The organism is Streptomyces adelaidensis, assembly GCF_016598475.1.
Classification (GTDB): Bacteria; Actinomycetota; Actinomycetes; order Streptomycetales; family Streptomycetaceae; genus Streptomyces; species Streptomyces adelaidensis.
This window is the reverse complement of sequence record NZ_JAEMUX010000012.1, coordinates 1-16,916: the sequence shown is the minus strand read 5'-3', so window position 1 is coordinate 16,916 and position 16,916 is coordinate 1. Positions and strand designations below refer to the sequence as shown.

The 16,916-nt window shown below is 69.2% G+C and carries 10 protein-coding genes, 1 other RNA gene and 1 pseudogene; 7 read left to right on the top strand and 5 right to left on the bottom strand.

Annotation, left to right across the window (positions count from 1 at the left end; translation table 11 throughout):
• Nucleotides 1–99: 99 nt before the first annotated feature.
• Nucleotides 100–1,626, top strand: a complete 1,527-nt coding sequence (locus I8N67_RS09370) for an RNB domain-containing ribonuclease (protein ID WP_200302147.1) — start codon at nucleotides 100–102, stop codon at nucleotides 1,624–1,626.
• Here the strand turns inward: I8N67_RS09370 and I8N67_RS09365 are convergent.
• On the bottom strand, nucleotides 1,577–2,248 hold the full coding sequence (locus tag I8N67_RS09365; RefSeq protein ID WP_200302146.1) for a hypothetical protein: 672 nt from the start codon (nucleotides 2,246–2,248) through the stop codon (nucleotides 1,577–1,579). The genes I8N67_RS09370 and I8N67_RS09365 overlap by 50 nt on opposite strands.
• Entirely contained in the window at nucleotides 2,233–3,021 is a 789-nt protein-coding gene (locus tag I8N67_RS09360; protein WP_200302145.1) for a MerR family transcriptional regulator, read from the bottom strand. The genes I8N67_RS09365 and I8N67_RS09360 overlap by 16 nt, the downstream gene beginning before the upstream one ends.
• Nucleotides 3,022–3,272: 251 nt before the next feature.
• Between I8N67_RS09360 and I8N67_RS09355 the strand changes: the two genes are divergently transcribed.
• The 3 genes and pseudogenes from I8N67_RS09355 to rnpB all read left to right on the top strand — a co-directional run bounded on the left by I8N67_RS09355 (nucleotide 3,273) and on the right by rnpB (nucleotide 5,479).
• Entirely contained in the window at nucleotides 3,273–4,094 is an 822-nt protein-coding gene (locus I8N67_RS09355; RefSeq protein ID WP_307835190.1) for a helix-turn-helix domain-containing protein, read from the top strand.
• Between the two features lie 62 nt (nucleotides 4,095–4,156).
• Nucleotides 4,157–4,984, top strand: a pseudogene (locus tag I8N67_RS44570) (DMT family transporter); the annotation flags it as partial.
• A gap of 82 nt (nucleotides 4,985–5,066) precedes the next feature.
• Nucleotides 5,067–5,479: RNase P RNA component class A (gene rnpB / locus I8N67_RS09345), an RNA gene on the top strand.
• A gap of 61 nt (nucleotides 5,480–5,540) precedes the next feature.
• On the opposite strand, the gene I8N67_RS43795 is transcribed toward rnpB, so the two are convergent.
• Together I8N67_RS43795 and I8N67_RS09340 are read right to left on the bottom strand one after the other, a co-directional pair.
• On the bottom strand, nucleotides 5,541–5,675 hold the full coding sequence (locus I8N67_RS43795) for a hypothetical protein (protein ID WP_267912693.1): 135 nt from the start codon (nucleotides 5,673–5,675) through the stop codon (nucleotides 5,541–5,543).
• 179 nt (nucleotides 5,676–5,854) lie between these two features.
• Nucleotides 5,855–7,144, bottom strand: coding sequence for a PIN domain-containing protein (locus tag I8N67_RS09340; protein WP_200302143.1), 1,290 nt, complete (start codon nucleotides 7,142–7,144; stop codon nucleotides 5,855–5,857).
• A gap of 412 nt (nucleotides 7,145–7,556) precedes the next feature.
• Between I8N67_RS09340 and pglW the strand changes: the two genes are divergently transcribed.
• A complete protein-coding gene (pglW, locus tag I8N67_RS09335; RefSeq protein ID WP_200302142.1) occupies nucleotides 7,557–12,293 on the top strand; it encodes a BREX system serine/threonine kinase PglW in 4,737 nt (1,578 codons plus the stop codon).
• Complete coding sequence (gene pglX / locus I8N67_RS09330; protein ID WP_200302141.1) at nucleotides 12,290–15,910, top strand: BREX-2 system adenine-specific DNA-methyltransferase PglX; 3,621 nt, start codon at nucleotides 12,290–12,292, stop codon at nucleotides 15,908–15,910. The genes pglW and pglX overlap by 4 nt, the downstream gene beginning before the upstream one ends.
• Here the strand turns inward: pglX and I8N67_RS09325 are convergent.
• Nucleotides 15,837–16,421, bottom strand: coding sequence for an ATP-binding protein (locus I8N67_RS09325; protein ID WP_372443680.1), 585 nt, complete (start codon nucleotides 16,419–16,421; stop codon nucleotides 15,837–15,839). The two genes, pglX and I8N67_RS09325, sit on opposite strands and share 74 nt — an antisense overlap.
• A 203-nt stretch (nucleotides 16,422–16,624) precedes the next feature.
• On the opposite strand from I8N67_RS09325, the gene I8N67_RS09320 reads away from it, so the two are divergent.
• The coding region (locus tag I8N67_RS09320; RefSeq protein ID WP_200302140.1) for a helix-turn-helix domain-containing protein at nucleotides 16,625–16,916 on the top strand (292 nt) is incomplete at its 3' end.

Genomic DNA, 16,916 nt, shown 5'->3' with positions numbered 1-16,916 from the left:
CCGTCCCGGGCAGTCGTCGGGGCGCCGTCGGCTGCCGCAGGGGCACGGCCCGGCTGCCTTCGGGGTGCCGTCCCGCCCGCTCCGCCCTACGCTCGACCCATGCCCCGCCGCCACCTCCGCGTCACGGGCGCCGCCGAGGCTCCCCTGCGGTCGGCCCTGCGCGCGCTGCGCGGGGAACTCGGTGTCCCCGACGCCTTCCCGCTCCAGGTCCTCGTCGAGGCGGAGCACGCCGCGAAGTCCCCCCGCCTCCCGTCGTACGACGCCACGGACATCCCCCTCTTCACCATCGACCCGCCCACCGCCACCGACCTCGACCAGGCGATGCACCTCGCACGACGCCCGGCCGGTGGCTACCGCGTCCGGTACGCCATCGCCGACGTCGCCGCCTTCGTGGCCCCCGGCACCGCGCTCGACGCCGAGACCCACCGCCGGGTGACGACCCTGTACCTCCCCGACGGCAAGGTCCCCCTGCACCCCGCCTGTCTCTCCGAGGGCGCCGCCAGCCTCCTCCCGGACCACCCCCGCCCGGCGGTGCTGTGGACGCTGGACCTCGACGCGGACGGCCGTACCGAAGCCGTCGACGTCCGCCGCGCCCTCGTGCGCAGCCGCGCCAAGCTGGACTACGCCGGCGTGCAGCGGGAGATCGACGCGGGCACCGCCGAGGAACCGCTCGCCCTGCTGAAGGAGATCGGGCTACTGCGCGAACGCCTCGAAGTCGAACGCGGCGGCATCTCCCTCAACGTCCCCGAGCAGGAGATCGTCGAGCATGCAGAGGGCGATACCCATGGTGATGGTGATCGTGATCGTGATCGTGATGGCGGTGGCGGTGGCGGTGGCGACGAGAGCTATGAATTGACGTACCGCGCCCCGCTCCCCGCCGATGGCTGGAACGCCCAGATCTCCCTGCTCACCGGCATGGCCGCAGCCGAGCTGATGCTGGCCCACGGCACCGGCGTACTGCGCACGCTCCCCGCCGCACCGGACGGCGCGGTCGGCCGGCTGCGCCGTACCGCGCGTGCCCTGCGCATCGACTGGCCGCACCATGTCTCGTACGCGCGGCTCGTCCGCTCCCTCGACCCGCGCGAACCGAGGAACGCGGCCTTCCTCCTGGAGTGCACGACGCTGCTCCGGGGCGCGCACTACACGGTCTTCCGGAACGGAGAACTCCCGGACATCACCACCCACTCCGCGGTCGCCGCCCCCTACACGCACTGCACGGCCCCGCTGCGCCGCCTCGTCGACCGCTACGCCGCGGAGATCTGCCTCGCGGCGGTGGCCGGCGACCCGGTCCCCGACTGGGTCCCGGCAGCCTTCGGCACCCTCCCCGACGAGATGGCCGAGGGCACCCGGCGGGCCGGGCGGGTGGAGCGCGAGTGCGTCGACATCGTCGAGGCCGCGCTGCTCAAGGACCGTATCGGCGAGGTCTTCGACGGGTGTGTGGTGGACGTGGAGGAGCGGGTCCGCGAGGGCGAACCCGCCGCCGGGACAGTGCAGTTGGAGTCCCCGGCCGTCATCGGCCGCCTCGTCGGGACCCCCGGCGAGCCGCTACCCCTGGGGGAGCGGCTACGGGTACGGCTCACCCAGGCCGCGCCGGGAGCGGCGAAGGTCCGGTTCGTTCCCGTGTGAACTCCCGTACGGTCCTTATGAGTTGGTCGGCCTCGTCCGCGTGGAAGCGTACGAGCCGTACCGCCCTGCGGCGGCCGAGGAAGGTCGAGTACTCGACGGGCTCGGCCAGTTCGAGGGTGATCGTGGTCTGTGCGCCGACCTCCAGGTTCAGCTCGCACTCCCGCTTCTCGTGCGTCGTACGCAGCTCGCGGCGCACCGACGCGACGGCGGTGACCGGGACGCGCAGATCCACGGTGGCGAAGCGCCGCAGCCGCAGGGTCGTGCCGGTGAGGACGTGGGGGCGGGTGACGGAGGCCGCGTGCAGTCCGACGACGACGAGGATCGTGTAGAGGTCGAGGATCAGGACGATCCCGTGCGCCGTGGGGAAGTCGCGCAGCAGCACCGACATGGTCACCGTCTCGACGACGCACACGAGACCGAAGCCGAACATCATGGCCCCCTGCCCACTCGCGTACCCGTACGCCCGCCCCTCCCCGGTGCCGTGCGGACGCCGGGCGATCCAGCGCAACAGGCTTGCCACGAGCAGGAGTTCATGGCGCACCAGGACGTGGGCGGTTCGGCGGGCGGTACGGAGGGTGGTCCGGCGGGCGGTAGGGGCGGTGTTCCTCACGGGGATGGGCATGGGCGGTCCTCCATCAGTATCCGGAGTGCGTGGCGGATGGCCTCCGCCTGGGCGGGGGCGAGGTCGGCGTAGAAGGCGCGCAGGAAGGTGTCCTTGCCGCCGCTGTCACCTTCGATGGAGGTGTCCCGCGGGAGCATCTCCGGCGGGACGAGGCCGGCCAGCAGACGGGCCGCCCCCGTCACCCGGGGGTCGTCGGGGCCGGCGTCGGCGAGCGCGTCGAGCAGCGCGTACGCCTCGTGCGCCCGCTCCACCGCGCCGGGCGCCGCCATCATGCTCTCCAGCCCGGCCAGCAGCTCCGCCCGCGCCTCGGGCGTCGCCGTCGTCTCCAGCAGAGCGAACACCTCGCGGTCCTTGACGGCCATCGGGGACTGCGGCGTAGGCGTCCCGAACTTCCCGAAGAGGGCGGTGAGTTCGGGAGAGACGGGCCCCTCGGCCGGCAGTCGCCCGGCCCGCGCGTCCGCCATCAGGGCGCGCAGCCGGGCCCGCCGTTCCCGGATCGCGGTCTCCTGCCGGGCCAGGTCCTCGTCCAACTCCCCGAGTACCTCGACGAGTTCGCGCCCCGCGTCGTCCGCGAGCACGTCCCGCACCTCGGCGAGACCGAGCCCCAGCTCCGTCAGCCGCCGGATGCGCGCCAGCACGACCGCGTGCCGCAACGTGTAGTCCCGGTATCCGTTCGGCCGCCGCTCCGGCTCCGGCAGCAGGCCCAGGTGGTGGTAGTGCCGCACCGTCCGTGTGGTGACACCGACGGTCGAGGCCAGTTCTCCGATCCGCATGGGACCAGTAGAAACGTTGACGCCGCGACAGGGTCAAGCGACACCGTGCGGGGGACGTGCGGGGGCGGGTCGGGAGGATGGGGCGGGGGATGGGACGGGGGTGGGCCGAGGGATGGGACGGGGGACGGGACGGGGGACGGGTCGGGGAATGGGCCGAGGGACGAGTCGGGGAGCGGGTCGGGGATGGGATCGGGTCGTTCGGGTGTTGCATCCTGCGGGAATCCCAGGGCGAGCGGAAGACAGGGCATGCGGTGACCGGACGTGAGCAGACCCGATGGACCCGGGCGACCCTCGGCCGTCCCGACCGCCCCCTCGACCTGCTGACCGCCCGCTTCGACCGCCACCGCTACGCCCCGCACACGCACGAGGAGTTCAGCGTGGGCATCTGCGTCCTGGGTGCCTCCTGCATCGACTACCGGGGCGGCGCCCTCAAGGTCGGCGAGGGCGCGATCGTCGTCCTGGCCCCAGGAGAGCCGCACACCGGCGAGTCGGCCTACGGCACCTACGCCTACCGCGCCCTCTACCCGGACCCCACCCTCCTCACCGACGGCATCCTCGGCGGCATCCCGCACTTCCGCGAGCCCCTCCTCCACGACCCCGAACTCTCCACCGCCCTGCGCACCGCCCACGCCGAGCTGAGCACCTGCCCCGACCCCCTGGAGGCCGAGTCCCGCCTCCCCTGGCTGCTCACGGCCCTGGCCCGCCGCCACTCCACGGCCCGCCACACCTCCGACAGGGTCCCGGGCGCCGGCACCATCGCCCTGGCCGTACGAGACCGCCTCGCCGACGAACTCTTGACTCCCCCCTCCCTTGCCGACCTCGCCATCGACCTGGGCCTCTCCCGCTACCAGCTGCTCCGCGCCTTCCGCGCGACCATGGGCATGCCCCCGTACGCCTGGCTGGCCCAGCACCGGGTGAGCCGCGCCCGCACGCTGCTGGAGGCCGGCGGCCGCCCGGCGGACGTGGCCGGCCAGGTGGGCTTCGCCGACCAGGCCCACATGACGCGCTGGTTCCGCCGGGTACTGGGGGTGACACCGGCGGCGTACCGGACGGGGGTGACGCCGAGGCCCTGAAGCGGGACGGGAGCGCAACAGCGTTCAAGACGTACGCCACCGCTCCGGCCGAGACTCACCCCATGACTGCACGCGGCTGGTTCCTCTTCTCCCTGATGGGAGTCCTCTGGGGCATCCCCTACCTGATGATCAAAGTGGCGGTGGACGAGGTCTCGCCGTCCATGGTCGTCTTCGTACGCTGTGCCCTGGGCGCGGCCCTTCTGCTCCCCTTCGCCATCCGCCAAGGGGGACTCACCCGCGTGGTGCGGCAGCACTGGCGTCCGATGCTCGCCTTCGCCGTCATCGAGGTCATCGGCCCCTGGTGGACGCTGACCGACGCCGAACGCCATCTCTCCAGCTCCACCGCCGGCCTGCTGATCGCGGGCGTACCGATCGTGAGCGTGGTCCTGGCCCGTTTCTTCGGCGACACGGAACAGCTGGGCGCCCGCCGGATCACCGGGCTGGCCCTGGGCCTCGGCGGCGTGGCGGTCCTGACCGTCCCCCACCTCACGGGAGGCAACGCCCTCTCCCTGGCCGAGGTGGCGATCACGGTGGTCGGCTACGCGACAGCCCCCCTGATCATGACCCGCCACCTCAAGCAGGTCCCCACCCTCCAGCTGATAGCCCCGGTCCTGCTCCTCGCGGCACTCGTCTACGCCCCGGCGGCGGCCCTCACCCGACCCTCCACGATGCCCTCCACGCCCACTCTGCTCTCCCTCGCGGGCCTGGGCGTCATCTGCACGGCCCTGGCCTTCGTCGGCTTCCTGGAACTGGTCCGCGAGGTCGGCCCCACACGGGCGACGGTCTTCACCTACGTCAACCCCGCCGTGGCGGTGGCGGCGGGCGCGCTCCTGCTGGACGAGCAGCTCACGGCCGGAGTCCTGGCCGCCTTCGCCCTGATCCTGGCGGGCTCGTTCCTGGCGACGGCCGCCGGGCCTGTCCCGGCGGGACCGAAGCCCTCCGCCCGCCCGGTAGCATGGTCCACACGGCAGACGAGCCGGGCGGACGGCCGCGTGGAGGTTCTTGTGGATCTCCCCGAGGAACGTCCGGGCTCCACAGGGCAGGGTGATGGCTAACGGCCACCCGGGGTGACCCGCGGGACAGTGCCACAGAAAACAGACCGCCCAGCGCTCCGGCGCTGGGTAAGGGTGAAACGGTGGTGTAAGAGACCACCAGTGCCCAGGGCGACCTGGGCAGCTAGGTAAACCCCACCCGGAGCAAGGTCAAGAGGGGCCGCCTCTTCGCAAGAAGAGCGACCCTGCGCGGACGTTCGAGGGCTGCCCGCCCGAGTCCGCGGGTAGACCGCACGAGGCCGGCGGCAACGCCGACCCTAGATGGATGGCCGTCTCCCCGGCCGCCGCGAGGCAGCCGGGCGACAGAACCCGGCGTACAGCCCGACTCGTCTGCCTCTCAGCGTTCCCCCAAGCCAGAGGCCATGATTTCCGGCGCTTACTGCGGCCACTTTGATCATGACGAATTCCAGTGCCCCTTCGAGAGCGGCACCTTCACACCGTCCTTGGCATCGCTGCGCAACTCGGCGGCGATCTCCAGCCGGACAGCGGTCCGAAGCTCCTTGACCGGATACGGACGCGTCGTTCCCATTGTCCTTCCACACCCCGAGACGATCGGCCTGACGGCGATGCGGTGCGTGCCGGACGACCGGACTGTACGCAGGGCGTTGCGGGCCGGGTCCGGTCAGTAGCAACGTGCTGCGCTGACATGGAGAACCGGCCGATGAGGCGCACCGCCGTCTCTCGGCTTGACGGCGCTCCGGGACGGAGTCACGACTCGTCGTTGTCTGACGGTTCGTTGATGAGCGATACGAGGAGGGGGTGAACTTTGAAACCGGAAGCGCGACCTGGACCGTTTTTGTACTGGGCTGTGAGAACTGCTACTGCGGAGTCCGGGATGAGCCCTTGTTCGTGCAGGTTGCCGCTGATCCGCTTGATCGGCTTGGTGAAGCCTCTCAGGCTGCGATCGTCGTCGTAATCGCAAATGTCGTAGACGGACGTGGCTTCCACGTAGCCGTCCATCTCGGCTGCGTAGCGGATGACTGCGACACGATCGCCGTAGCCCTCGTAGGCCAGTCCTCGGAAGAGTTCCTCAAGAGCCTCGGCTGTCCAGCCACCGTGTGTGCTCTCGGCCTCGATACGTTCGACCCGCGCGATGTCCTCCACAGAGCCGGCCTGGAGACTGAGCCGCAGAACAGGGGCGGCCACTTCCAGGAACTGCTTGGGTGACAGCAGGAAGAGTCGTCCTCCGCCACGGGTCCGGAGTTCTGCGGTCAGTTCCGCCCGAGGACCGCGGTTGTTACCGCGTTCCTTGCGCCACCAGTCCTCTTTCGCGTCCGCGGTCACGAAAAGTACGTCGCACTGGCGCCGGGATGCCTCTCGCAGGAGTTGTTCCCACACGAAAAAGTCCCCGACGGCCCCGTTGCCGTCCTTCTTGGCATCCATGTAACCCGGCGGGACTCGTTGCTCGACACGCTTCTGCCCCAAGCCGACGAGCTTGGGGACCTCTTCGTCGGAGAATGGTGCCCCAACCCGGCCCGTCAGCGCCTGCTCAAGCGTGGCGATCACCGGATCGGTACTCGTGTCATGGCTGATGTTCTGCCACTCGCCCTCGCCGACCTCGGTGATCTTTTTCCGTACCTCGTCGAAGATCTCGCTCAACCGGTCGCGAAGCTCGTCGAATTCCTCATCGCTCAACGCCACACGGCTGGCCCAGGTGCGTAGCGTCTGCACTGCCTGCCCGGCGTGCCCACTCATATCCTGTGCGGCCTTGACGCTGGTCGACCGTGCGTCGGAGATCGTGCTCTCCCGGTTCCGCCAGAACTCCACCAGGACCTGGTGCGGGACCCACAGGCGCTCGCCGAGAGCGCCGAGCGCGTCCAAGAGATCGGCACGGGCCTGCTCGGTATAGCGGTAGAGGTTGAGTAGCACGTTGGCGTCGGCGGCGACCAGGCCGCCCGTCAAAACGGTGGTGAAATCCGCCGCCGTGGGAGTGCGGAAGGCTCCAAAGTCGTCGAACAGACCGCGGACGTTTTCATCGGTCGTCGTGTCACTTGCCACCGCGCCACCCCCGTCAACACCGCACGTCAGGTTCCCCTTACCGACGTGTCCGATGGCGACCCTAGCGTTTGACACGCTGAGTGGAGGGCGGATGGAAAAAGAAGGCGATCCGCCCCTGATCGGTACGGCATTCACGCGGCTGGCAGCGCGAAAGTCTCACTCACCGCCCTGCTCCCTTGGCGCGTCGGGCACACCTGGAGGTGATTCCTTGTACATGCGGAAGACTGACCGGTCTGTACAGCCGTTGGCCAGCGTGGTGGCGAGTGCCCGATTCGATCATGCGAGCCGTATGCACCGTAGTTCCGTCCTGCATCACCTCTTCGCATGTCACATGCAGCCACTAGGATCTGCGTCGAGGGCCTGACCATGGGGAACGGCGGCCTGTGGGGGACACGAGGAGCGGGGAACAGGCATGCGGGAAGGCCGGTGGGTCACGGTCACCGAGTCCGAGTTCGATCACGAACGCCGTGGCCTGGAGGCCATCCGGGAGAAGCTGCCGGACTCCGACCCCTGGCGTGCCTGGTCGAACTTCACCTTCACCGCGAACACCGGCCACGTCCGGGAGGTCGACCTGCTGGTCGTCGCCCCCGGCGGCGTCTGCATGATCGAGCTGAAGGACTGGCACGGCTCGGTCACCTCCGAGAACGGCACCTGGGTGCAGACCACACCCGGCGGTCGCCGCCGTACGCACGGCAATCCGCTGCACCTGGTCAACCGCAAGGCCAAGGAACTGGCCGGCCTGCTCGCGTTGCCCGGCAACAAGCGCGTCTGGGTCGCCGAGGCCGTCTGCTTCACGGACAACAGCCTTCGTGTACGCCTGCCCGCGCACGACCAGAACGGCGTCCACACCGTCCACCAGCTGGTCGAGATACTGAAGGAGCCCCCGCGTGACGAGCGGCGCCGCATCACGGCGATCAGCTCGCGCGAGATCGAGGCGGCCCTCAAGAACATCGGCATCCGCAAGAGCGACGCGCAGTACAAGGTCGGACCGTACGAGCTGCAGCGCAAGTCGTTCGACTCCGGGCCCACCTGGGCGGACTACCTCGCCCGCCACAGCGACCTGCCCGAGGCCGCCCGCGTCCGCATCTACCTCAGCGAGCGCGGCTCCGACACCTCCCTGCGCCAGTCCGTCGAGAACGCGGCCCGGCGGGAAGCCGCGGTCCTGGGCCGTTTCAAGCACCCGGGCGCGGTCGAGCTCAAGCAGTATTTCCCCTCCGGGCACACCTCCGGCCCGGCCCTGATCTTCGACTACCACCCGGACACCCTGAAGCTGGACGAGTACCTGGTCCAGTACGGCGAGAAGCTGGACATCCTCGGCCGGATGGCACTGGTCCGCCAGCTCGCCGAGACCATGCGCTCCGCGCACTCCAGCCGCATCCACCACCGGGCTCTCGCAGCACGCTCTGTGCTGGTCGTCCCCCGCACGCGCGGCGGGAAGGGCCGGGCGGTGGGGGAGGAGGCCGCCTGGCTCACTCCGCAGCTCCAGATCTCCGACTGGCAGATCGCCACCCAGCGCAGCGGCGACTCCTCCCAGGGCCAGGGCATGACCCGCTTCGCGCCGACGGCCCTGTCCGCGATGCACCTGGCGGACGACGCCGACGCCTATCTCGCCCCCGAACTCACCGCCCTCAAGCCCGACCCGGTCCACCTCGACGTGTACGGACTCGGCGTCCTCACGTACCTGCTGGTCACCGGCAAGGCCCCGGCCGCCAGCCAGGCCGAGCTGCTGGCCCGCCTGGAGGCGGGCGAGGGACTGCGCCCCAGCTCCCTGGTGGACGGCCTGTCGGAGGACGTCGACGAACTGGTGCAGGCCGCCACCGCCTACCGGCCGGGGCAGCGCCTCTCCAGCGTGGACGAGTTCCTGGAGCTGCTGGAGGTCGTCGAGGACTCCCTGACCGCCCCGGCCCAGACAGCCATCACCACGGAAGCGCTGGACGAGAAGGACGAGGAGGACGAGACCCCGGCCGACAAGGACCCGCTGGAGGCCGTCGCCGGTGACGTGCTCGCCGGCCGCTGGGAGATCCGCCGCCGCCTCGGCACCGGCTCCACCAGCCGCGCCTTCCTCGTCCGCGACCTGCAGGCCGAGGCCCGCAAGACCCGCCCGCTGGCCGTACTGAAGGCCGCCCTCTCCGACAACCGGGGCGAGATCCTGGCCCGCGAGGCGGAGGCCATGGGCCGCCTGCGCCCCCACTCCGGCATCATCCGCCTCGTCGAACCCGAGCCGCTGCACATCGGCGGCCGTACCGTCCTGGCACTGGAGTACGTCGGCGACGAACGCGACGACGCCGGACCGGGCACCGACGCCGGGAGCCGCCCGCGCCGCCGTGAGGAGACGGTCGCCCGCCAGCTCCGCGACAACGGCCGCCTCCAGGTGGACCAGTTGGAGGCGTACGGCGACTACCTCTTCGGAGCCGTCGACTTCCTGGAGGGCGAGGGCGTCTGGCACCGCGACATCAAGCCCGACAACATCGCCATCCGCATCCGCCCCAACCGCACCCGCGAACTCGTCCTCATCGACTTCTCCCTCGCCGGCTACCCGGCGAAGAGCACCAACGCGGGCACCGACGGCTACCTCGACCCCTTCGTCGACGTCATCACCCGCGGCTCGTACGACTCGCACGCCGAGCGGTACGCCGTCGCCGTCACCCTGCACCAGATGGCCTCCGGCGAGCTGCCCAAGTGGGGCGACGGCAGCGTCCTGCCCCGCATGACGGTCCCCAAGGACTGGCCGTACCCGACCATCGCGGCCGAGGCCTTCGACCCGGCCGTACGGGACGGCCTCGTCGCCTTCTTCCAGAAGGCCCTGCACCGCGACGCCGGCCAGCGGTTCCCCGAGCTGAAGCCGATGCGGGACGCCTGGCGCAAGGTCTTCCTCGACGCCTCCCAGACCGTCCCGTCCAGCCACCGTTCCCGCCACCCGGCCGCCGCGACCACAGGGGAGGGGACACCCGCCGAGGCCGCCGTCACGGCGGCGATCGCGGACGCCGAGCCGGAGACCGCCGAGCAGCAGCGCGACCGCCTCGCCGCCGAGGTCACGCGGGACACGCCGCTGACCGTCTCCGGCCTCACACCCGCCGCACAGTCCTTCCTCTACGGCCTGGGCATCACGACGGTCGGCGAACTGCTCGACTACAGCCGCCGCAAGCTCGTCAACGCCCCTGGGCTGGGCGCCAAGACCCGCAACGAGGTCCAGCAGCGGCAGCGCGAGTGGGGCGAGCGGCTGCGCGAGATCCCCGTCTCGCCGCTCACGCCGAAGGGCCGGGCAGAGGCCAAGGAGGAGCTGGAGCAGCTCACGGCCGCCGAGTCGGCCTTGGTGGGCCACCTCGCGACGGGCGAGTCGGCGGGCGCGCTGCCCGCCCGAACCCTGCGCTCCGTCAGCCTCGACACCCTCGCCACCGTCTTCGTGCCCGCCGTCAACAACAACGGCTCCAACCGCAACAAGGCCGAGATGGTACGGCTGTTGCTGCGCCTGCCCGACGAGCACGGGGTCCTGCCGGACATCGGCGTCTGGCCCAAGCAGAAGGACGTCGCTGACGCGCTCACCCTGAGCCACGGCCGTATCCCGCAGATGCTCAAGGACGAGCGCAAGCGCTGGAAGGCCGAGCCGGCTGTCCAGGCGCTGCGCGACGAGATCGTTGACCTGCTGGTGAGCATGGGGCGCGTCGCCTCGGCGGTGGAGATCGCGGATGCCCTGGCCGTCCGGCGCGGCACGCATCTCGCGGGGCGCGAGCAGCGGCGGGCGATGGCACTGGCGGCCGTACGGGCCGTGGTCGAGGTCGAGCAACTGCTGCCCCAGGAGGCCGAGTTCCAGCACCAGCCGAACCGCAAGGCGACGGACGAGTCCCTGGGCGCCGGCCTGCTCGCCCTCGACGTACGGGAGAACGACGGCCCGGACACCCCGACGGCCCCCGGACTCCTGGAGTACGCGACCCGACTCGGCAAGACGGCCGACCGGCAGGCCAAACTGGACACCCTCCCGACGGCGGCGACCGTCCTCGCCGAGCTGGGCGCGCTGACGGTGCCGCCGGGCGTGGTGGACTGGGACGAGCGGCGCATGGTGGAGCTGGCGGCTGCGGCGTCGGTGAACGCCGCCGCCACTCCGCGCCTGGAGATCTACCCGCGCGACCTGCCCCTGGTACGGGCGTTGCGCCTCACGCAGGCGGGGCTGGTCCGCTGGATTCCGGGCGTACCGGAGGGACGGCAGCCAGGCCTGACGGGCGAGGACGTGCACGAGCGGGTGCGCGCTCGCTTCCCCGAGCTGGTCGTGGTCGACGGGCGGGGTGGCACCTCCCACGAACTGCCGACGGCCGGTCCCCTGACCAAGGCCCTGCGCGACGCTGGCTTCGAACTGTCGCTCAGCATGCGCGACGAGACGGGGACGCTGCGCTACCTGCCGACGCGGGTGGACGACGCGTCCAGCTACCTCACGACGGGCGCGTGGCGGCAGTCGACGCGTACGGGAGCGGTGACGCGGTACGCCGACGACCCGCAGCTCGCGGGTGCGGTGCGCGCGGAGGAACGGCTGCTCGCGTCGGCCCGCCGGGACGGGTTCCGGGTGCTGACCGTACGACAGCAGTTGGTGCGGGACGCGGTGCGGGAACTGGGAGCCGAGCGGCTGGGCGCGGGCGCGCTGTCGGTGACCGAGCTGTTCCTGGAGGCCCTCCACGCCCAGGTCACGCCGGGCACCAAGCCCACCTGGGAGACCCTGCTCAAGGCGGACGCCGCCGAGCCGGGTTCGAGGGGTGCGGTGCGGTTCGCGGAGTACGTGCGGACGGCGTGGGGCGCGGTGGAGCCTCGGATCGCGGGGCTGCTGGGCGACGGTGGTGGGGGCGGTGGTGGCGGGGCTGGTCCTGTCGGTCCGGTCCTGCTGACGGAGGCCGGGGTGTTCGCGCGGTACGACGCGATGGGCGTCCTTGACCGACTGGCGTCGGCGGCCAGGCAGGGCGGGCGGGGACTGTGGCTCCTGGTCCCGCAGAGCGACCCCTCGCGCGAGCCCCGGCTCGGGCAGGTGGCCGTGCCGTACCAGGCCGGCCTGGGGGAGTGGATTCAGCTTCCGGACACATGGGTGGGCAACGCCCATCGCGGGTCCGGCGAGGGTGTGGCCAGTGCTAGCGCTAGTGCCAGTGGTGTCGAGGGAGACGTCAAGTGATCGACCGCAAGGCTCTATTGAACGACCTGAAGCAGCAGGTCAAGACGGTCGAGACCGACCTCGGACTCCAGGTGAAGGCGCTGGGCGATGTCGGCGCGAAGCTGAGGTCCGAGTACGACCAGGCACGCAAGCTGGGGCGGACGGCGGCGACGTGGACCTCATGGCTGGACGAGCGGGTCACGCAGGTCGCGGTGGCGTGGGTACTGGGGACTGTCTTCGTACGGTTCTGCGAGGACAACCGGCTGATCCCGGAGCCGTACCTGACGGGGGCGGACGGTGACCGGCGGGAGCTGGCGGAGTCACGGTACGACGCGTACGTGGAGTCGGACGACGATCCGACGTACCGGGGCTGGCTGGAGAAGGCCTTCGAGGAGCTGGGACAGGGGCAGGCGGGACGGCTGCTTTTCGACCAGCGGCACAACCCTCTGTACCAGGTTCCGCTTTCGCATGACGGTGCGCGGGAGCTGGTCGAGTTCTGGCGAGGGAGGGACGAGGGGGGTGTTCTCGTCCACGACTTCACCGATCCGCTGAATGCGGACGGCACGGAGGGGTGGGACACGCGGTTCCTGGGTGACCTTTACCAGGACCTGAGCGAGGCTGCGCGGAAGACGTATGCGCTGCTGCAGACGCCGGAGTTCGTGGAGGAGTTCATCCTCGACCGGACTATGAATCCGGCTGTGCGGGAGTTCGGGTACGAGGAACTGAAGATGATCGACCCTACTTGTGGGTCGGGGCACTTTGTGTTGGGGGCGTTTCGGCGGTTGGTGCAGTTGTGGGCGGAGGGGCAACCGGGGAAGGACGTGCACGAGCGGGTGTCGGCGGCGCTGAAATCGGTGCACGGTGTGGATGTCAACCCGTTTGCGGTGGCTATTGCACGGTTCCGATTGCTGGTTGCGGTAATGGCGGCGGGTGGGGTGCGGACGCTGGCGGAGGCGGCGAAGTACGACTGGCCCGTGAATCTGGCAGTGGGGGACTCGCTGATCAAGACCCGCCGTTCCCAGCAGGGCAACCTGTTCGGCGGGGTGGACCAAGGCTTCGTGGACGAGCTGGCGGAGTTCAAGTACGCCACGGAAGACCTGCATGAATACCCGGATATCCTGCGTCCGGGGCGGTATCACGTCGTGGTGGGAAATCCGCCGTACATCACGGTCAAGGATAAGACGCTCAATGAGCTGTACCGGGAGATTTATCCGGCCTGTGCGGGGAAGTACGCCTTGTCGGTTCCGTTCGCTCAGCGGTTCTTTGAGCTGGCCAAGCGTGGGGATTCTGCGGGACGCGGCTATGGCATGGTCGGCCAGATCACTGCTAACTCCTTTATGAAACGTGAGTTTGGTACCAAGCTCATCGAGCAGTATTTCGGCCATGCGGTGGAGCTAACTGAAGTAATCGACACCTCGGGAGCGTACATTCCTGGGCATGGCACACCCACGGTCATTCTCGTGGGAAGGCAGCGGGGTGGCGACGGGCGATCGCCCGTTATCCGGACCGTTCGTAGTGTCCAGGGCGAGCCATCCGCGCCAGATAATGCTGAAGATGGGCTCGTCTGGCAGGCGATCGTGGCGCAAATCGACAAGCCGGGATCGGTGAGTCAGTGGGTGTCAGTAGGCGAGCTTGAGAGAGCTAAGTACTTCGGGCGTCAACCGTGGATTTTGGCTGATGGCGGACTCGAGATGGTTGAGCAGCTAAACGTAGCTTGCGTGACCAAACTTTCCTCCTTGACGAGTCGACTTGGCGTCTTCGGCATGACAAACGCTGACGACATCATGTTGACAACTCGAGCGGCTTGGGTGCGACGCGGAGCAGAGGAAACCTTTGGGAAGGACTTGGTTCTGGGTGACGAATTGCGGGACTGGAGGCGAGATGGTGATACCTACAGCTTCTATCCGTACGCCGACGACTTGATGCTTCGCGAGTTGCCTCAGGAGTCGCGAGCATACAAATGGTTGTGGCCGGGGCGAACCGTGATGGGGAATCGTGCGACCTTCTCTAAGGGGACGTACTTTACGGATGGCCGTCGGTGGTACGAGTGGCACCAGACTACTCCAAGCCGTGGTGCCCATGCCTGGACGATCACCTTTGCCTTTGTTGCCACGCACAACCACTTTGTGCTGGATCGAGGGGGAAAGGTGTTCAAGCAGTCCGCTCCACTCATCAAGTTGCGGCGGGATGCGAGCGAGGAGGAGCACCTGCGGTTGCTCGGGCTGCTCAACAGCTCCACTGCGGGGTTCTGGCTCCGGCAAGTCAGCCATGACAAGGGGCGTCCGGGTGCAGATGTAGCCGGTGCTGATGAACCTTGGGAGCACCGTTTCGAGTTCACGGGAACCAAGCTGGAGGAGTTTCCACTTCCGTCTGAGTACCCCTCGGAACTGGGGACTGCTTTGGACGGCCTTGCCCGGGAGTTGACTGCGACAAGCCCCTCCGCTATCGCATCGGGTGCTGTGCCTACTGCGGTTGCGCTACGTGAGGGCAGGGAGCGGTGGGAGGCTATCCGCGGGCGCATGATTGCTGTTCAAGAAGAGCTGGATTGGCAGGTATACAGTCTCTACGGCCTTCTTGATCAAGAGATCATTGCGTCGACTGAGGACGTTCCTGTAATTGCCCCCGCTGAACGGGCCTTCGCTATCGTGTTGGCTCGCAAAGTGGAGCGTGGCGAGGTCAACACCTCATGGTTTGGGCATCACAACCATAAGTTTGCGCCAATCCCGGAGCTCCCTGCCCACTGGCCCGCCCCCTACCGCGAGATCGTCCAGAAGCGCATCGACGTCATCGAGTCGAACCGTGCTATCGGCATGGTCGAGCGCCCCGAGTACAAGCGCCGCTGGGCCACTGAGGGTTGGGACGCCCTCCAGGAGAAGGCCCTGCGCTCCTGGCTGCTCGACCGTATGGAAAACCGCGACCACTGGTTCGACGAGAACGGTCAGCCCACCATCCTCACCCTGGCCCGTCTCACCGACGCCCTCTCCCGCGACGAGGATTTCGTCTCCGTCGCCAAGCTCTACGCGCCCCGTAAGGAACTCGCGAAGGTCGTCTCCGAGTTGATCGCCGAGGAACACGTGCCGTTCCTCTCCACCCTCCGCTACAAGCCCTCCGGCCTCAAGAAGCGCGCCGACTGGGAAGAGGTGTGGGACCTCCAGCGCAAGGAGGACGCCGCGCCTGACGAGCCCGCCAAGCGGAAGATCCGGGACTCCATCCCCGTGCCGCCGAAGTACACCTCGGCAGACTTCCTCCGCGTGTCCTACTGGAAGGCGCGCGGCAAGCTCGACGTGCCCAAGGAGCGGTTCGTCTCCTACGGGCAGACCAACGCGGCCACCCCCGAGCTGTACGGGTGGGCCGGCTGGGACCAGCGGGAGCAGGCGCAGGCCCTCGCCACGTACTTCACCAACACCACGCTGTCCACCGAGGAGATCACGCCATTCCTCGCCGGTCTGCTGGAACTGCAGCCGTGGCTGTCCCAGTGGCACAACGAGTTCGACATGCTCTACAGCGGCTCCCCGGCGGACTTCTTCGCCGGTTACCGCCAGCAGAAGCAGGGCGAGCACGGACTCACCGACGACGACCTCCGCAACTGGCGTCCCCCGGCCGCAACCCGAGGTCGTCGCGCCGCCGTGAAGAAGTAGCCGGAAATGACTCGGTGTCGTGCCCGTACGCCGATGCCGAGTCTGTCGGAGGAGGGGCCACCCGGTGCGTGTGCGGGTGGCCTCCGGCCGGTACGCGCAGCGTGGCCCATACAGTCTTGCCGGGGGCGGCCGAGCGAGGCGTGACGCCCCAGGCGTCCGCGAGGGCTGAGACAAGGAGCAGGCCGCGGCCGGACTCGGATGCGGAGTCGGGGGTCGGGGGAGTGGACGGGGGCTGTTTCTCGGCTCGGGTATCCGTCACCTCGATGCGGAACGTGTCCTCCACCAGGGTGAGTTGGACGTGGAAGTCCCGGCCGGGGACGTGGCCGTGGCGTACGGCGTTGGCAGTGAGTTCGGCCGTGATGAGGGTGAACGTCTCGTTGGCCGGGGTCGTGTAGGGGTGGCCCCAGTCGTTCAGGCGGTGTGAGACGAGTCGCCGGGCGAGGCGGGCACCGCGCGGAGTCGAGGTGAAGCGCATGCTGAACTCGCGTTCGGGTGCGGGGCGCTGTGGCATATGCCCGTTCGGGGGAGTTGCTGACTTCATGGGGGTAACGGTCGCGGACTCTGCGTAGCGTTGACCAGGAGTGACGCGCTGACGGGTACGGGCTGTACGCGTGAGCGGTGCGCTTGTATGCGGCGTGGGGCGTGACCGGTTTCTGGGGCCTCGCGTTGGGTGAAGTCCGGTGGCTGTGGTGGGCGTACGGGAGGAGCTGCGGCGTGGACGACGAGGTTCAGCAGCCGGAGTACGAGTTCGGGGCGGGCATTCTCTACGTGTTCGGGCGTCAGTTGAAGCTGTTCCGGGAGCGGGCGGGGAAGGACCGCGCGGAACTCGGCTCGCTGACCGGGTACTCCGCCTCGACGATCGCGGCGTTCGAGCAGGGGAGACGTATCCCGCCGCCGAAGTTCATCGACCGGGCGGATGAAGTGCTGGACGCGGGTGGGGTGTTGCGCGCGAGCAAGGAGGAGGTGGCTCGGGCTCAGTATCCGGCGTTCTTCCGGGACGCGGCTA